The sequence below is a fragment of the Paenibacillus sp. GM2 genome, from assembly GCF_900069005.2.
GTDB lineage: Bacteria > Bacillota > Bacilli > Paenibacillales > Paenibacillaceae > Fontibacillus.
Genome location: NZ_LN831279.1, coordinates 1,563,819 through 1,580,234, shown reverse-complemented (window position 1 = coordinate 1,580,234; position 16,416 = coordinate 1,563,819). Strand labels below are relative to the sequence as shown.

Below are 16,416 nucleotides of genomic sequence, written 5' to 3'. Positions count from 1 at the left end.
AGACCCCCTCAATTTAATTTACTGCATTAACAATTCACTTAATCGATGCGAAATCCGGTTAACGCTTCTATCCATGAAAGTATAAAAGCGCAAAAACGTGATCTTTCTCACGTTTTCGGAAGATTATATTATTCTCATATTAAATGGCGGTCAATTTCTAGTCAATCCAAAATCTATGATTTGGTGGAATTTGGGTGAAAAATTGCTTTTTTTTCGCTTTTCCCAGAGATAAGAACGTCACAGTAATCGGAATACATAGAACTTATAATAAAAAAAATTTGACGCAGCTATCTGCTCAAAAATCTATTAAGAAAGGAGTGAAGACTATGGAAAATCTGTTAACCTTGTTGGGAGTTCTGATCGTGATCGTCGGATTCGCCTTGAAATTGGACGCGATTCTGATCGTAATAATTGCTCTAATCGTGACGGCTCTCACCGGCGGGCTAGGCGTGGAAGGAATGCTTGAACTGCTAGGAAGCAGCTTCGTCAACAATCGTGGGATGGCTATATTTATTATCATCATGCTGGCAACCGGAACTTTGGAGCGCAACGGGCTCAAAGAATCTGCTGCTGCATTGATCCAGCGGTTCAAGAAAGTCTCCGCCGGAATGATCATCGATATTTACGGGGTATTCCGGATGATCTTCGCCGCATTTAATGTCAGCTTCGGCGGTGTTGCCGGATTCGTTCGTCCTATCATACTTCCTATGACATTGGGAACGATCGAATCCCGCGGTCTAAAGATCAATCCTGATCATGAAGAGGAGTTAAAGGGAATGGCCTCCGGCATGGAAAATATCTGCTGGTTTTTTGGACAAGTCCTCTTTGTCGGCGGCGCTGGCGCACTGCTGGTTCAGTCCACCTTGAAGGACCTGGGTTATGAGGTGACATTGGGCCAATTAGCGGCCGTAGAAATTCCTGTGGCTATTACAGCGCTGGTCGTAGCGAGCGTGTACTTCTACTTAAAGGAACGCCGCTTGTCGAAGAAATATTATTCTGCTGACAATAAGGAGGAGATGTAATGTGGCGTTCTTTACAGACCCGAATATTTTGATGAGTACCAAGTTACTGGAGATTCTCTATATATTGATGGGCCTGGTCCTGATCTATACCGGCATACGAAATTTGGCAGACAAGACCAATCCGCATCGATACGGCACCCTCTTCTTTTGGAGCATACTGGGGATGGTTATCGGTGCAGGGCATTGGCTTCCGCCGCTAACCAGCGGAATCCTGATTTTTCTAATGACTATTCCTGCGATTGCCAGGCGTGTTGGCAAAGGGAAAAGTCATCTTCCCGCAAAAGATTACATGGAGAACATGTCCTCAAAATTAGGGATGAAAATCTTTATTCCCGCTTTGAGTATCGGTATTTTTGCCATTTTGTTTGTCCTCTTTACTGAGTTGGGAGCTCTCGTGGGAGTGGGCGCCGGAGTCCTTGTAGCCATGATCATCCTGATGTTCTTTTCCCGCGACAATAAACCGACGACATTTCTGGATGATGCGGCGGATATGCTTGGGACGGTAGGGCCCTTAAGTATGCTGCCCATGCTGCTGGCCTCCTTAGGCGCTGTCTTTACAAGCGCCGGCGTCGGGACGGTCATCTCCAATGCAGTTGGACAAGTCGTACCTGAAGGCAATGTCACCATTGGAATCATTATTTATGCTTTAGGCATGGTCCTCTTCACCGTAATTATGGGCAACGCCTTTGCTGCGATCACAGTAATGACCGTAGGGATCGGTGCGCCTTTTGTTTTCAGCCATGGAGCCAATCCGGCACTGATCGGAATGCTCGCCTTGACTTGCGGTTATTGCGGTACACTGATGACGCCAATGGCTGCCAACTTTAACATCGTACCCGTTGCTATTCTTGAAATGAAGGATAAATATGGCGCCATTAAAAATCAGCTGTTTGTCGCATGTTTCATGCTCATTTTCCAAATTGTGTATATGATATTATTTAAATAAGAAATGGGGGATGAATTAATGAAGGTTTTAGTTACGGGATTCGATCCATTTGGCGGAGATAAAGTGAATCCTGCTTATGAAGCGGTAAAGCGGATTCCGGAACTATTAGCTGGCGCTGAGATTATCAAGCTAGAGGTGCCAACGGTGTTCAGAGAGAGCGGTGAGGTGCTCAAGCAGGCGATTAAGAAACATCGGCCGGAAATTGTGATCTGCGTTGGTCAAGCAGGCGGACGCGCCGCTGTATCCCTGGAACGCGTCGCTATCAATCTGGCAGAAGCGCGGATCCCGGACAATAAGGGCAATCAGCCCTTCGATACAAAGCTTGAGGAGGATGGGGAAACGGCATATTTCACATCTCTGCCGATTAAAGCGATGTGCCGGAGGATCCAGGAGCATGGGCTCCCGGCCTATATCTCTTATACGGCGGGAACCTTTGTCTGCAATGATATCATGTACCGTCTATTATATATGATCGATCGGGAGTTCCCGGAAATTCGCGGCGGCTTTATCCATGTGCCCTTCTCACCTGACCAGGTGATTACCCGCCCTGTTGGGACCCCGTCCATGTCTTTGAGCGATATCGCCCAGTCATTAACCTATGCTGTAGAAGCAGCGGTGGAGACAACAGAGGATATATCCGGAAATGCCGGCACAACACATTGAGTTTCCAGATCAGAGCAGGTTCTTTCAGAACCTGCTCTTGTTTTTCATGCCCGTTACTGCTTGCGCTCCATATAAATATGCTTCGCCTTGATGATCTCCCCTGAAATCTGCAGCAGACCAAAAGAATATTTCGGTTCACGCCGCTTATCAGTAGGAGAACCGGGATTAAACAGAAGCAGCCCGTTCTCTCTCTTGAGTAATGGTTTATGAGAATGCCCGAACAAAATGGCATCGACCTCCTGCCCCTGGAAGATCTTCATCGCCTTCTCCCGTGCATTGCCGCGGCCTTCAGGCAGAAAACCGTGAGTAAGTCCAACCTTATGTGAACCCAACTGGAGGATTTTGTGATAACCAAACCGCTGGATGATCTCTTCAGGATCATTATTGCCGGCCACCCCTTCAACTGGAGCAAGCGCAGACAGCTGCCTGTAGACCTCCATGCTGGTCCAGTCCCCTAAATGGATAATCAGATCCGCATTGCGGAATTGAGAGACCAGCGCAGGCGGCAGCACTGATGCTCTCTTCGGCATATGGGTATCCGATACAACTCCGATCTTCATCATTAGCGCAGCGGCGAAGCCGCCATACGAATATACGTATGCCTGCGACCTCGTATCGCGATGGACAAAGCCATAATATTGTCCGGAATCGCAATTCCGGTGTATCCTGCATCCCCGATATGAAACACATCGGCTCCCGCCCTTTTTGCACTTAATGCGATCGCCTTGACTGTCTCCGTATCGGCCCCCTCCTGACTCGTACCGATCGCGGCCAAAGCAAGCACCCCCTTCTCCTTCACCTCGGTAATGATCGCAGCCAGCTCCTCCTCGCGCAGCCCGGGGACTGTGCCCGGAGCAGGCAGAAGAATTATATCTGCTCCTGCCTCCGTAAAGGCAAGCGCCGCTTCCCGATCGATCACTTTACCGCGCGTTCCTGCACCATGCATTTTCCCGGCGATAATCAGTCCGCCAAAATGCTCGTTCGCAAGCCGGATCGCCTGAGCAATCTGCTCATTGGTAACCCCTGTCTTCGGATTGCCTGTCAGGCATACGAAGTCGGCCCCTAATTCCCTGGCTTTGACCAGACTTGCAGCTGTCGCCCTGCGCCCTTCAGGCAATTGATTCAACTGTTCGAGCACTTCCGCAGCAGCATCCACGGGCTCCAGATTAATTCCGACCGGCAGCCCTGTTAACCGCTTGACTTCAGCGATCGGATTGTGGATTTGCCGCTCCTCACCGGTAGGGTGAAACACATCAAGCGGGGCCAGTCCGCGGACTACGGGGTTAAACACATCAAACACATTAAGCAGAATCATATCTGCACCGAAGGCCTTGGCCAGCTCAGCATTACTGATCTCCGGCAGCATCGGCTGAGAGACGGCTACCGTCTCCGCGATGACCGTTCGCCCTTCGGCAGCAAGAATCGCTGCCTTTAATTTTTCCCGCGCCATCCTACGGAAGTCGGACGCACGGCAATCCAAGATCCTCTTCATTGGCTCACCTCATTTTTTGAGTAATTACCAACATCCAAGCTCATTGCTTCATTTCGTTCTAACACGCTGGATAACACTTTAAACCATCCTACCAAGAAGTATAACACCTCACTGTAATGAATTCCCAACGGATCAGAAAAACTTCTCCCCTGCCTTCGACCCTGTAGTATAATGTTAAAATGCTGAAAAAATAACGGCCCATTCGTGGTGCCTATGATTGGAAAGGAAGAAATCATTATGAGTCTTACAGCAGATGGACCATCTGTCTCTACACCACCACCTCAAACTCGATCGCGCCGTCTGCAAGCGGTGTTGATTCTCGGCTGTTTATCCGCCTTCGGCCCATTCTCCTTGGATATGTATTTGCCAGCCTTGCCAGCTCTGGCGAAGGATCTGAATACAACGACTTCGATGGCTCAGCTCAGCCTTACCTCTTGCCTGCTTGGTCTGGCGATTGGGCAGCTCATCGTGGGTCCTTTGAGCGATATGCGCGGCAGACGGATGCCGCTGATCATCTCCCTGACTATGTACGCGATCAGCTCTTTGCTCTGCGTATTCGCTCCAACCGCAGGCTTGCTGAATGTACTTCGCTTCATCCAAGGTCTGTCAGGCTCAGCTGGCATCGTGTTATCCCGTGCCGTCGTACGCGACATGTACTCCGGTTCTGAACTGACCAAGTTCTTCTCGATGCTCATGCTGGTGAACGGGGCAGCTCCCATCCTGGCACCGATCTTCGGCGGTCAGCTGTTGGCCTACGTATCCTGGCGCGGCGTATTCGTCGTATTGTCCATCATCGGCGTTGTGATGATGCTGTCGGTTCTCCTTGGCCTGCCCGAAACATTACCGAAGGAGAGACGTCAATCCGGCGGCTTAGGAGTCACGCTTCGCACCTTCCGCAAGCTGCTCGCGGATCGCTTGTTTATTGGATATTGCTTGTCTCAAGGATTGATTACTGCGGCTATGTTCGCTTATATATCCGGCTCCTCCTTCGTTTTGCAAAATATTTATAGCGTATCCGAACAGACCTACAGTTTAATCTTTGCGATGAACGGGGCCGGCATTATTATCGCGAGCCAGCTTACCGGACGTCTGGTCAATCGCTTTAAAGAGACCAAATTGCTTCGCTTCGGATTAGCCCTGGCTGCGATCTCATCCGTTGCCCTGCTGATCGCCATTCTTGTTCATGGAGGCTTGCTATCGATCCTGATTCCATTGTTCTTCGTCGTCTCCTGCGTCGGAATCGTCGGAACCGCCAGCTTCACGCTGGCCATGCAGGATCAAGGCGAATCGGCAGGCAGTGCCTCCGCTTTGCTCGGCCTGCTTCCTTATATTCTTGGTGCCGCTGTAGCACCGCTGGTCGGTCTTGGCGGAGACATGAATGCCCTGCCGATGGGGATCGTGATCGCCGTTGCGGATATCGGTGCTGTCATCTGTTATCTTCTCATCGTGCAAAGAAAGAATTATAATCTGAAGTAGCAGATAAATCAGTCAGGGCTTATTATGAAAATGCTAGTAATGAGGAGGTTTCTGCCAAGATGGCTAAGCTGCTATACAGCGTCGGCGGCGTTCTCATCCTTGCCGGATTACTATCGGGTTTCCTCTATTTCGGATGGGTAGAGCATGCCTGGGGCGCTGCATTTACGGTCATCGGATCCGGATTTCTGTCCGGAATTATCTTTGTAGCGCTCGGTGCGATTATCGAACGTCTTGATATGAACGCCTATTATTTGGAAGAACTTCTGGACAGAACACCGCCGTTGCCAGAGAGCAACAAGCCTCGCCCGGCTAAGCATTCATACCTTAAGGACGATTATGCAAAAACCCCGCTTGAGGCTCTGAAGGGCTACAAAATGAACGCTAAGGACTGAACTGGTATCCTGCTATCTGATGATCCTGCTTCATATACGGCAAAAAGACAGCATCTCCCGCAGAGATCTGCTGCATAGAGACGCTGTCTTTTCTTCATTTATGTTACTTTAATCCCTTCACTTCGAATCCGTAGATTCGCGCTGCAGTGTCTCCGCCCTGCGTCGGCTTCTCAACGATCAGCTTGGCATAGCGGGCCGAAGTCAGCGCAATTGCATGTTTGCTGACTCCCTTCGTATTGTCATTGATATCTACGACATCCGTCCAGTTCTCCCCATCCAGGCTAAGCTGAATTTTGAAGCTTCTCGTATTGAACGCCGCTGGCTCTCCGCCTGCTTCGGCATGCTTGATGACGAATTCGCTGACCTTATGCTCCCCGCCAAGATCCACGGTCAGCGCATGCGGCGCATCGCCAACCGCACACCATTTCGTACGGTCATCGCCATCAACGGCAAACTTAGGTGCTTCCTTCTCATTCACAAAGCTGGATGCGGTCGCCTTCTGATTCAAGGCAAGATCCGCAACTCCGCCAGCCGCTTCCTTTGTCACCGTAATCATCTGACGAGTCACCGCATCTTCGCCTTCACTATTTTTGGCTGTGAGCGTAACCGTATAGGTTCCTTCTTCTTTATAAGTAACTACTGGATTTTGTTCCGTGCTGGAAGAAGGTTCACCACCCGGGAAGCTCCAATTCCAACTCTCCGTAACTTCGGATGATTTATCTGTAAATTTCACCTTATCCCCAGGCGCGATTAGGGTCTGATCCGCTTCAAAGGCAGCTACTGGCTTCGGATAAGCCGGCCACTCAAAGGTAACCCCAGCCGGTTTGCCTGCCTCATAGTGACGATTCATCGGAATAACGACCAGCTTCGTCTCCGCTTCCTTCTCAAGCCGTCTCATTTCCGGTATATAATAGACCGTATTTCCAGTCAGCCCCATCAGTTCATATTTGCCATCCGGCTTCACGCGATAAACTTGGTAGTACAGCACATCCTCCTGGTTCTTGGGAGCACTCCATGACAATCTGGCGTCGCCGTAAATGCCATCGCGGAACTCATTTTCCGTTACTTTGATATCTGTAACCGCCTTTGGTGTCTTGGCGTTATCATTCACTTGGGTTACCGCCAACTGGCCGATATTCGCTTGGTAATTCTTAATCGCCGTCGCGCTCTCAATTTCCAGCGACAGGCCGACGATCGTCCGGCCCTTATATTGATTCAGGCGCACCTGACCTTGCAGCCAATCCTTGCTGTCCCCAACCTGCGTCCATTTCTTAGGTTCGAAGAAAGTATACTTATCCGGAACGTCTGAGAAAGCAACGCCGATCTTCACCTTGCCAGCCTCTGAATTCGATTGATAGATCACCGATAATTCCGTGGTTGCTTCAACCCGCATATTCGCCTTATACAGCTTCAGATGCGTCGGATTTGCAGGTGACAGGTCCCCTTCCAGCTTCAAAGAGCTGCCTCCATTATAGGCTGTGCTGAAGTCAAAGCTCGGAGCAAGCGGAGCTGCACCCTCCTTCGTCTCGGCGATCCAGCGCCAAGTCGGCAGAATATCCTGGAGACTGCGGTTGCTCCAATCCTTCTCGCGCATCACCTTGCCGTTAAGCGCATACAAATGTCCGTTGCCGGTATTAAAATGCGTGATAAATTCCGAGCCGTCAATCACACTCTTATCGACAATATCATGCGCAATGCCTCTCCAGGAGTACGGATTGTCCGCCTCAGATGATGCGGTATTTTGCGGATTTTTGTTGTGGCCAACCCAGAATATTTCTTCCTTCTCCATGTATTCCTCTTGCGTCTTCGAGCTGTTAAACGTCCAGTCCGGACGATAGATGCCCAAGGAGGTCGTAGCCTCTTTGCCATCCGGGAAGAGAACCGGCCAATTATACTCCCCATTGTATCCGTTCGCTTCCACATCAATGCCCGCAAACAGATCATACGGGCTGCGGCCAAGCTCTGCTGCTTTTTGCGGTGAATTCAAATAAGGCGTCACGTAGTCGTACTTGCCGTTCACTTCATCCTTGTACTGCCAGCGGAAATCGAGGAACATCTGGTCGGAGACGCGGGTCTTGTCATCCTGGAAGAACAGCTTGTTCTTGTCGGTGAGAGCGCCCTGCCATTTAATCTGCCCTTCGTCGATCATGGAATCATACCAGACAACCTCCATCTTGGGCCCCTTGATCTGCTGCATATACTTCAGGAACTGCTGCATCTTCGCCGCTTCTTCCTTATTGGCCCCTTGAGTCTCTTGGTTAATGAACCAACCGTCAAAGCCATAATAGTTAGCTGCTTCAATCAGCTTATCAGCTACCGGAAAGGTTCCGTCCTCGCGCTGTTGCAGCAGATCCTTCATCCAATCGATCTTCCCGCCATGCTCTGTTTGCGGCAAGAACACCGTTCCTAGCACGGGTACGCCATTCTTATGAGCGGCATCGATCACATCCGCACTCGGCGGTACGATCAGGCCTTCGCCGGCTGATCCGCCCCACATCACCAGCTTATCGATATACTGCCAGAAACTGAACGTATAGGAATGGAAGTTCTCCGAGCCTTGAGACGGAGCATCGCTCGTACTCGGATACATTGAAGAAAGCGCTGTCACTTTTGGCTGAACTTTAGCGGTATCATTGGTCTTTAAGCCCTGGAAACGCCCCTCCTTCAACTCCACTGTCCCCCGGTTAAATGGCGCATCCTTATCCTTCGCCGCAGACCATTCCAAGAGTGTATTCGGATACCAATACGAGGAATGGGGCTGCGCAGCTTTGGCTTGGCCGCTGAAGCCGAACAAGGTCATGGCAAGCACTGCGCTCCCCGCCATCATGGCAATCTGATGCTTCCTCTTGGATCTAATCAAGTAATTATCTTTTGCTCGTTTCATGAAATTGCCTCCTTTGTCTGATTAAAAATCTATTGAAGCAGTCCTCTTTAGAAAGAGAGAAACGGTTCATCCTTCAACCGTTTCTCCAATTGTTGCCTTATGAATCGATTATTTTTGCTCCGCTTTCCAAGCATCAAATTGCTTTTGAGCTTCAGCGATTACTTTATCAATACCTGCATCCTTAAACTTCTGGATTGCCTTCGGCAAATATTCGTCCGGATCTACAGAGCCTGTGTACAGCGAAGGAATGAATTCCTTAGCTACGTTCGTTACCGAAGCCACTTCTGTTTTAACAGGAGCCGTATCGAAGTTGAAGCCAAAGGTTGGTGCTACGATCGCCGAGGAGTTGAATTTCTCAAATGCATCCCATTTATCCTTCGGTTCACCGTCATGCAGATAAGTCAGGAACATATTACCAAGCGCAAAGCCTGGCATAGCATAACTCTCTTGCATGGCAGGAAGGTCTTCAATGTACGGATCTTCCAGCTTCTTGTAGTGCACATCTTCAATACCGTATTGAATCAAGTTGCGCAGATAAGTATCTGTGTTAAGCAAGTTCAGGAACATCATCGCACGCTCAGGATTTTTCGAGTAAGAAGAAATCGCAAGCATGGAACCGGCAGCAGAGCTAGTGTAGATGACAGGATCTTGCATCGGTCTGGTGATGATGTCGTAACCGGCGCTTCTTGACCAGCCAAGCTCCGCATACGGTTGAGTAATCTCACGGTCAACCAGCCATTTGCCGGTCTTCATGTTGTCGATGCCATCCAAAGTAGCGATATCCTCGCGTACATAACCAGCTTTGTAGTAGTTGCGCATTGTATTCAGAGCAGCTTTCAATTCAGGTGTTTCCAGCAGGTTTGTGAATTTGAAATCCTGCGTATCCAGATACATACCGATCGGAATTTCGTCACCGAGCAGGAAGTCTACTGGCAGATATGGCTTGAAGCTCTTAGGAACGGCCAATGGAGTAATGTCCGACGGCTCGTTTTCTTTGATGGTTTTCAGCAATGGCTCAAGATCCTCAAGAGTCGTTACGTTGGAAATATCGAGATTATATTTATCAACATACTTCTTGTTGAAGCGCCATACGAATTGTTGTGCCAATTCCTTGTTGGCCGGGATACCATAGTTAACTCCGTTTACCTTTGTACCTTCCAGGAAACGAGGGTCAAGCACTTCCTTGATTCCTTGGCCATACTTATCAAGCAATTCATTTAATGGCATGAACGCGCCTTTTGCCGCGTTTGGCAGGTAGTCGAATGCCCAGGAGCTTGTAAACGCGATATCGTAATCTTCACCGGAGCTGGTGATCACCTGCATGCGCTGGCTATAATCGCCCCAGTCAATCATCGTAATATCTAATTTCGCATTGATCTTCTCAGTTACATATTTATTGATCTCTTCCTGTACCTTAGGCAGATCCTTCTGGTTAGGTCCGATCAAATACAGCTTCAAGGTTACCGGGTCCAGCTTGGAAGCATCAATCGTACCGTCATTCTGAACGGCATTCTGCTCCTTACCGGATGATGCGTTGTTCTCTTTCTTGTCTCCGCATCCGGCAAGCACTACGGACAGCAGCATAACCAGCGCGAGTGACAACAATGATAACTTCTTCTTGGTCATTTTCTTTCCCCCTGACTAAATTTTGTGTTGCATTTATTGAAACCGCTTAACAATTTGCCCGGATAACCGGCCGACCCCATGTCCGGCCAATTTCTGAAGCGAAATGTTGCTGCGGTGACAACCATAATTAGGTTTTTACTAATGAGTGTTCAAAAAGTTCGGTTTTCAGCACCGAGAGATTGGATGAAGCTAGGGTCTGAGGAGCGCAGCGTACGAAGTTTGTACGTGAGCACCGGAAGACCCGGGTGAATTCAAGATTCGATGCCGAGTTACTTCTTGATTCGCTTCGTGATCAAAAGCGATCTTTTTAAACTTCCTGATTGGCTTAGCCCTTCACGGAGCCTACCGTCAAGCCCTGTACGAAATAACGCTGGAAGAACGGATACGCCAGAACGATTGGAGTGGTTGCCAGAACAACCATCGCCATCCTCACCGTCTCCTGCGGAATCGTTGCAGCAAAGTCTACCGAAGAACCGATGTTTTGCGCATTCTGAATCAGGAAGTCCATGTTCTTCTCAATCTTCATCAACAAGAACTGCATCGGAGGCGTAACCTTCGGGCTATTGAAATACAACAGCGCGTTGAACCAGTCATTCCAATATCCGAGCGAGCTGAACAACCCGATCGTAGCAATCCCTGGCAGCGATACCGGCAATACGATTCTGGCAAAGGTCAGGAACTCTCCTGCCCCGTCGATTTTCGCAGATTCAATGATTTCCTCCGGAATCGTAGTCTGGAAGAACGTCCGCATGACGATGATAAAAAAGGCGTTCATCGACAATGGGAAGATCAGAGCCCAAATCGTGTTCTGCAAGTGCAGGAACTGAGTCATTACGATGTAGCCCGGAACCATACCGCCTGAGAATAACATCGTGAAGAACGCCAGGAAGCTGAAAAATCCGCGGAATTCAAAGCTTCTTCTTGATAGCGCATAGGCGTAGGTCGTAACAAGCGTCAAGCTGAGCAAGGTTCCCAATACAGTGATGAGCAGCGTTACCCCGAAGGAACCCAGCAGCTCGCTGCCTGATTTGAAAATATATTCGTAAGCCTGTGTACTTAATTTGCTTGGAAACAAGCTAAAACCATTAAGCGCCAGTGTCTGTTCATCGGTTAGCGAGATGATGATGACGAAGATGAACGGAAAGACGCAAGAGAATGTAAACAATCCGATGATGACGTTAAATATTGCGTTCCAGAAAGGCGATATAGAATTGTAATCGCGCTTCTTTTTTCTCCCCGCTTCTAACGGTTCGGCGGGCTGAGTCGTAACTTGTGGCATATGAGCACCTCCGTTAAATTAGAAGATCGCATGATCTCTTTCGATTTTTCTGACGATGTAGTTCGCGAGCAAGATCAGCACCAAGCCAACAAGTGATTGATACAGCCCGGCTGCCGTACTCATTCCGATATCACCCATATTGATCAGGCCGCGATATACGAAGGTATCGATAACGTTGGTCACTGGATACAGCGCACCCGAATCCTTAGGCAATTGATAGAACAGACCAAAGTCTGAACGGAAAATTCCGCCGATAGCCAGAATCGTCAAAATAATCATTAACGGTTTAAGCAGAGGTATCGTGATATAACGAATTTGCTTCCACTTCGTCGCCCCATCAATGACCGCAGCTTCATAATAGGATTTATCGATACCTGTAAGAGAAGCGAGATAGACGACGCTGTTATAGCCAACCCCTTTCCAGATCCCGACAAGTACAAGGATGAACGGCCAATACTTCGGTTCGGAATACCAGCTTATTTTGTCTCCGCCGAAGAGTGTAATAAGGTGGTTCAGCGTTCCCTTATCCATGCTCAGGAAGGTAAAGGCGAAATAACTGATAATAACCCATGATAGGAAGTGCGGCAGGAACATCCCTGTCTGATACACCTTCGCCATCTTCTTGTTCACCAATTCACTCAGCATAATCGCAAAAGCAACCGCGATGATAAGCCCCAGGAAAATGAAGAACAGATTGTACAATATCGTGTTTCTGGTAATGATGTAAGCATCATTAGTTGAAAACAAATACTCGAAATTTTTGAACCCGACCCACTTGCTGTTAATCACGCTGGCAAAGAAGCCATCGCGGCTAATTCGGAAATCCTTAAATGCAAGAACCGTACCGAACATAGGCAAATAAGCAAAAATTAAAAACCAAATTGTCCCTGGCAAAATCATGATCAGCAAGGCCCTGTTTCTAATCACTTTTTTCAAAAATGCTGCCATGATTCTCTCCCCCCTTTACTGCTGTCATCCTCTGGTGCCTAAAAAGCCCGCTTGGATGGAATATGGAATCTAGCATCTTCTAACTGCTTCTATTTTCCCAAGAAAGCGCTGCCTGCAACAAGTTGAAAAATGCTCGAATCATATGTACAAATTAAAGAAATATGTACAAAATTAAAGAACCGCCCGTATTACACGGACGATTCCCAGCGCTGGTAAAGGATATTTACTTCGTGTACATATGCCTTAGTTCTGTCGGAGATACCCCCGCATATTTCTTGAACTGCCGGTAGAAATAAGACGTATCGATATAACCCACGCTGACTGCAATCTCCGCCGTCTTCTGATCCGTATGAATTAACAACTGCGTTGCTTTCTCAATCCGATACTGGTTCACGTAATCCGAAAAGCTAAGGCCAACCTCCTGCTGAAACAGCTGACCTAAATAGTTCGGATGCATATCCAGCTTCTGGCTTAACGTTTTAAGCGACAATTCCTCGGCATAGTGCTCTCTCACCTGCTCAAGCAGCATGGCCACATGCCCGCTATATTCCTGCTGAACGGTGTCTCTGTTCCCCAGGCTGCGCTGTACCACAGAGCTAACATGGCGAATCAATCCCTGAATCGTGTTCATCCTGGCAAGCGCGGCAAATACCTCGCTATAATCGGGGTGAGCCTCCATATCCTTCGCACTCAGCATAAGCTGAATCGCCATATTCATACATTCGCTTCTCGGGATAATATCATGCTCGAACTGCCCGAGGAGCAGCGACTCGATGAATTCGATAACAGGCTCTTGTTTCCCATCGATCAGTAGTCTCACATAATGTTCCTGATCCCATATTACTGAATGAGCCCCCTCCACTTTCGTATGCGGTCCATTCATATATACCGTTTGATCCTGACAAGAGATCAGCCATTGCTGGAACACCTGCTTGGCTTGCTTGTAGCTGTCCTGAACACCATAGAAATCGCTGCTTACAGCACTGCTTACCGCCCATACCGGCAATCCCGTCATCTCAGAGATTCTCCTCGCCGTGTCGGGGGCATTCTCCAGTATGGACTGATGATGCTCGGGATGATCAGAGACATACAGCATCACCAGATCTTCGTCCGCATCCGGGAAGCAGATCACCTCATCCTCTTCTTCGATAGCTTCCCGTGCGATAACTCCGCATTCCTCGCACAATCCGTGCAGACGGTACAGCCGGGAGATCGGCTTCTCTTCCGAGATGACGCGGAACATCACGGCCTGAACATATTTATAATGGAGCGGAATTCCCAGCAATTCGGCACGATGCTTGAATTCCTGACCTTCGATCTCGCCCAGAACCCAGCGCTGCAGAATATTGCTGCGCAGCACCCTCCAATCCTCCTCATACCGGAACAGATTCAGCTCTTCCCGCTCCCAATCTCCGCGAATATGTCGGATCGTCGATTCCAGTTCATCAATGTTAATCGGCTTCAATATGTAATTCTCAATTCCGAGCGTAATTCCCACTTTTACATACTCGAATTCCTCATAGCCACTCAGCACTATAAAGCGCGTGCGAGGATGAATCTGCTTCACCCTGCGGATCAATTCCAGTCCGTTCATACGGGGCATCATAATGTCCGTAATTAATAGATCGATCGGTTCCTCCATAATCCGCTGCAAGGCGGTCTCTCCATCATTCGCCGATCCGGCTATTTCAATACCGTACTGCTGCCAGTCGGTAATCGAGCTGAGACCTTGAGCGATCAATGGCTCATCATCTACAAAAAACACCTTTTTCATTAAAGTATCCCTTCTTTCAGCATCGGTATTTCCATGCGCACCTCCGTACCTTTTCCAGGCTCACTGGACACGCTCAGACCATATTCCTCCCCATAGTTCATCCGGATTCGATCATGCACATTAATCAGTCCGATTGAAGGATTGCTCTTCTCCATGAGATTGGAGGACAGCTGAGAAGCTCCGGACAACATCTTGTCGATCTCCTGCATGCGCTCGGCCGGAATTCCCGTTCCGTTGTCCCGAACAGTAATTACCACCCTTTCCCCTTCCCGCACCGCAGAGATCCTCACCTGATTGTCAACATCGAGAGATCGGAATCCATGCACAATATAATTCTCTACAATCGGCTGCACAAGCAGCTTAATGATACTACAGCCACTGATCACAGGCTCCACCTCGATGGCGACTTCAATCCGGCCCTCGTAACGGATTTGCAGCAAATCAAGATAGATAGAGCACATCTCAATCTCTTCCTTGATCGTAATCACCGTGTCTTTCTTCACCATGCCTTTGAACATCACGGAAAGACTATACACCATCTTGCCGACATCCCGAGCTCCCTCCGAATATGCCTTCATCCGAATCGACTCAAGCGTATTGTACAAAAAATGCGGGTTAATCTGGGATTGCAGAGCTACCAGCTCAGCATGCTTCTGTTTGATTTCCGAGGTGTACATTTTATCAATATATTGTTCAAGCCTCTCACACATATCATTAAATCTTTGTGAAATTTGTTGCAATTCATCCTCCCCAGGCATCTGAATCCGCGTTGACAGGTCTCCTTCCCCTATGCGGCTCATCGAGACGATGATTCTGCGAATCTTCTTGGAGAATTTCCTCATCACGGTAGAAGTCAGCACGAAGCTGGCCACAAAGAACAATAATGTAATGAGTATCAATGTATTGCGAAGGCTGCCGGTGCTTGCCTCAATCGAGGATTTGGACACGATGCCTATGACGGTCAATCCGGCATTCCCGGTATCGAGCACATTGATCCTGGAGGGTTCATCCAAGTCGACCCATTTGCCTGCTGTGTTCAACTCATAGCGATAAGGATAATCCTGTCCAACATATTCCCCTGTGGAATCGTATAGAACCTTGCCTTGTGAAGTCATGACCAGCATTTGCCCATGCGTAGCAGGTACCCGACTGCTTAACCAATTTGCCAGCTGCTTGCTGTCAAAATCAACGACCAGCATGCCAATTCGATCCAGTGTCCATGGATCCTGAAGCTCCCGCGCATAGGAATAAATCTGGGCAGAAGTCGATTTTGCCGTGGTACCGGCTTCCGGACTATTGCTCACCGTGTCCCAAGTGTAGGCGCGGCGCGTCATCAGCCAATTGTTCCATGTCTCATCGGAACCGCTTTCATATTGCAACTGTTGCTTCTCTCTTTCAAAATTCATGCCAAATTTGCGCGGGTAGCTGTAGATGGACACCCTCTTAGCCCCAGACTCCTGCTCCATATAATTTTTAACTAAGGTGCTGTAGGAGCGCAGCCGCTGCTCATTCGTCTTCGTAAATTGATTCAGACGGTAACCCAGATAGTTTTCATAGGGATTATTAAGAAAATAGACCAGATCATCGCTAAGCGTCGCATCCCCATAGATCTGCTGAATCGTATTCTGAATATTCTCATATTGCCTATTAAGATAAATGCTGAGAACCTGCGCCGTCTTCATATTGGCATCCGTCTCTTCGCGGATAATCCGCTGCAGCTGATACTGATACACCAGAACCGCTGCGGTTACGAACAGCACCATCATGACCGCTGAATACAACAGAATAATCTTGTTGAACATTTTTCGCTTCAGATGATTGAGATAAAATCTGCGAATCTTTGACACGAAGGAACACTCCTGTCCATTGATATACTGTCCGCGTTACAGTGTAACACTGCTTCTCCAAATCGGG

At 48.6% G+C, this 16,416-nt stretch carries 13 protein-coding genes; 5 read left to right on the top strand and 8 right to left on the bottom strand.

Annotated elements, in window-relative coordinates; translation table 11 throughout:
* Window positions 1-326: 326 nt before the first annotated feature.
* The 3 genes from BN1360_RS16870 to pcp are packed head-to-tail and all read left to right on the top strand — an operon-like array spanning window position 327 to window position 2,631.
* Window positions 327-1,022, top strand: coding sequence for a DUF969 domain-containing protein (locus tag BN1360_RS16870; RefSeq protein WP_068781027.1), 696 nt, complete (start codon window positions 327-329; stop codon window positions 1,020-1,022).
* A 1-nt stretch (window position 1,023) separates the two neighbouring features.
* Complete coding sequence (locus BN1360_RS16865) at window positions 1,024-1,968, top strand: DUF979 domain-containing protein (RefSeq protein ID WP_068781026.1); 945 nt, start codon at window positions 1,024-1,026, stop codon at window positions 1,966-1,968.
* 18 nt (window positions 1,969-1,986) lie between these two features.
* Window positions 1,987-2,631, top strand: coding sequence for a pyroglutamyl-peptidase I (gene pcp / locus BN1360_RS16860; RefSeq protein WP_068781025.1), 645 nt, complete (start codon window positions 1,987-1,989; stop codon window positions 2,629-2,631).
* Between the two features lie 53 nt (window positions 2,632-2,684).
* Here pcp and BN1360_RS16855 read toward each other — a convergent pair whose 3' ends face one another.
* On the bottom strand, window positions 2,685-3,194 hold the full coding sequence (locus BN1360_RS16855) for a metallophosphoesterase family protein (protein ID WP_324254274.1): 510 nt from the start codon (window positions 3,192-3,194) through the stop codon (window positions 2,685-2,687).
* Window positions 3,194-4,123: a DUF7916 family protein gene (locus BN1360_RS16850; protein ID WP_068781024.1), complete on the bottom strand. Its 930-nt coding sequence runs from the start codon at window positions 4,121-4,123 to the stop codon at window positions 3,194-3,196. Before BN1360_RS16850 ends, BN1360_RS16855 begins: the two co-directional genes overlap by 1 nt.
* 237 nt (window positions 4,124-4,360) lie before the next feature.
* Between BN1360_RS16850 and BN1360_RS16845 the strand changes: the two genes are divergently transcribed.
* Together BN1360_RS16845 and BN1360_RS16840 are read left to right on the top strand one after the other, a co-directional pair.
* On the top strand, window positions 4,361-5,599 hold the full coding sequence (locus tag BN1360_RS16845; protein ID WP_068781023.1) for a multidrug effflux MFS transporter: 1,239 nt from the start codon (window positions 4,361-4,363) through the stop codon (window positions 5,597-5,599).
* Between the two features lie 59 nt (window positions 5,600-5,658).
* Window positions 5,659-5,991, top strand: a complete 333-nt coding sequence (locus BN1360_RS16840) for a hypothetical protein (protein WP_068781022.1) — start codon at window positions 5,659-5,661, stop codon at window positions 5,989-5,991.
* A 103-nt stretch (window positions 5,992-6,094) separates the two neighbouring features.
* On the opposite strand, the gene BN1360_RS16835 is transcribed toward BN1360_RS16840, so the two are convergent.
* The 6 genes from BN1360_RS16835 to BN1360_RS16810 all read right to left on the bottom strand — a co-directional run bounded on the left by BN1360_RS16835 (window position 6,095) and on the right by BN1360_RS16810 (window position 16,349).
* On the bottom strand, window positions 6,095-8,875 hold the full coding sequence (locus BN1360_RS16835) for an endo-beta-N-acetylglucosaminidase (protein WP_068781021.1): 2,781 nt from the start codon (window positions 8,873-8,875) through the stop codon (window positions 6,095-6,097).
* Between the two features lie 108 nt (window positions 8,876-8,983).
* Window positions 8,984-10,501, bottom strand: coding sequence for an ABC transporter substrate-binding protein (locus BN1360_RS16830; protein ID WP_068781020.1), 1,518 nt, complete (start codon window positions 10,499-10,501; stop codon window positions 8,984-8,986).
* A 325-nt stretch (window positions 10,502-10,826) separates the two neighbouring features.
* Entirely contained in the window at window positions 10,827-11,780 is a 954-nt protein-coding gene (locus BN1360_RS16825; RefSeq protein ID WP_068781019.1) for a carbohydrate ABC transporter permease, read from the bottom strand.
* An 18-nt stretch (window positions 11,781-11,798) separates the two neighbouring features.
* Entirely contained in the window at window positions 11,799-12,728 is a 930-nt protein-coding gene (locus tag BN1360_RS16820; protein WP_068781018.1) for an ABC transporter permease, read from the bottom strand.
* Between the two features lie 223 nt (window positions 12,729-12,951).
* Window positions 12,952-14,502, bottom strand: coding sequence for a response regulator transcription factor (locus BN1360_RS16815; protein WP_068781017.1), 1,551 nt, complete (start codon window positions 14,500-14,502; stop codon window positions 12,952-12,954).
* A complete protein-coding gene (locus BN1360_RS16810) occupies window positions 14,502-16,349 on the bottom strand; it encodes a sensor histidine kinase (RefSeq protein ID WP_068781016.1) in 1,848 nt (615 codons plus the stop codon). The genes BN1360_RS16815 and BN1360_RS16810 overlap by 1 nt, the downstream gene beginning before the upstream one ends.
* Window positions 16,350-16,416: the final 67 nt, after the last annotated feature.

Excerpts from the sequence above, each read along its gene's own strand:
- BN1360_RS16870 (WP_068781027.1), top strand. The coding sequence starts at position 327 with ATGGAAAATCTGTTAACCTTGTTGGGAGTTCTGATCGTGATCGTCGGA.
- pcp (WP_068781025.1), top strand. The coding sequence starts at position 1,987 with ATGAAGGTTTTAGTTACGGGATTCGATCCATTTGGCGGAGATAAAGTG.
- BN1360_RS16855 (WP_324254274.1), bottom strand. The coding sequence starts at position 3,194 with ATGATGAAGATCGGAGTTGTATCGGATACCCATATGCCGAAGAGAGCA.
- BN1360_RS16850 (WP_068781024.1), bottom strand. The coding sequence starts at position 4,123 with ATGAAGAGGATCTTGGATTGCCGTGCGTCCGACTTCCGTAGGATGGCG.
- BN1360_RS16845 (WP_068781023.1), top strand. The coding sequence starts at position 4,361 with ATGAGTCTTACAGCAGATGGACCATCTGTCTCTACACCACCACCTCAA.
- BN1360_RS16840 (WP_068781022.1), top strand. The coding sequence starts at position 5,659 with ATGGCTAAGCTGCTATACAGCGTCGGCGGCGTTCTCATCCTTGCCGGA.
- BN1360_RS16835 (WP_068781021.1), bottom strand. The coding sequence starts at position 8,875 with ATGAAACGAGCAAAAGATAATTACTTGATTAGATCCAAGAGGAAGCAT.
- BN1360_RS16830 (WP_068781020.1), bottom strand. The coding sequence starts at position 10,501 with ATGACCAAGAAGAAGTTATCATTGTTGTCACTCGCGCTGGTTATGCTG.
- BN1360_RS16825 (WP_068781019.1), bottom strand. The coding sequence starts at position 11,780 with ATGCCACAAGTTACGACTCAGCCCGCCGAACCGTTAGAAGCGGGGAGA.
- BN1360_RS16820 (WP_068781018.1), bottom strand. The coding sequence starts at position 12,728 with ATGGCAGCATTTTTGAAAAAAGTGATTAGAAACAGGGCCTTGCTGATC.
- BN1360_RS16815 (WP_068781017.1), bottom strand. The coding sequence starts at position 14,502 with ATGAAAAAGGTGTTTTTTGTAGATGATGAGCCATTGATCGCTCAAGGT.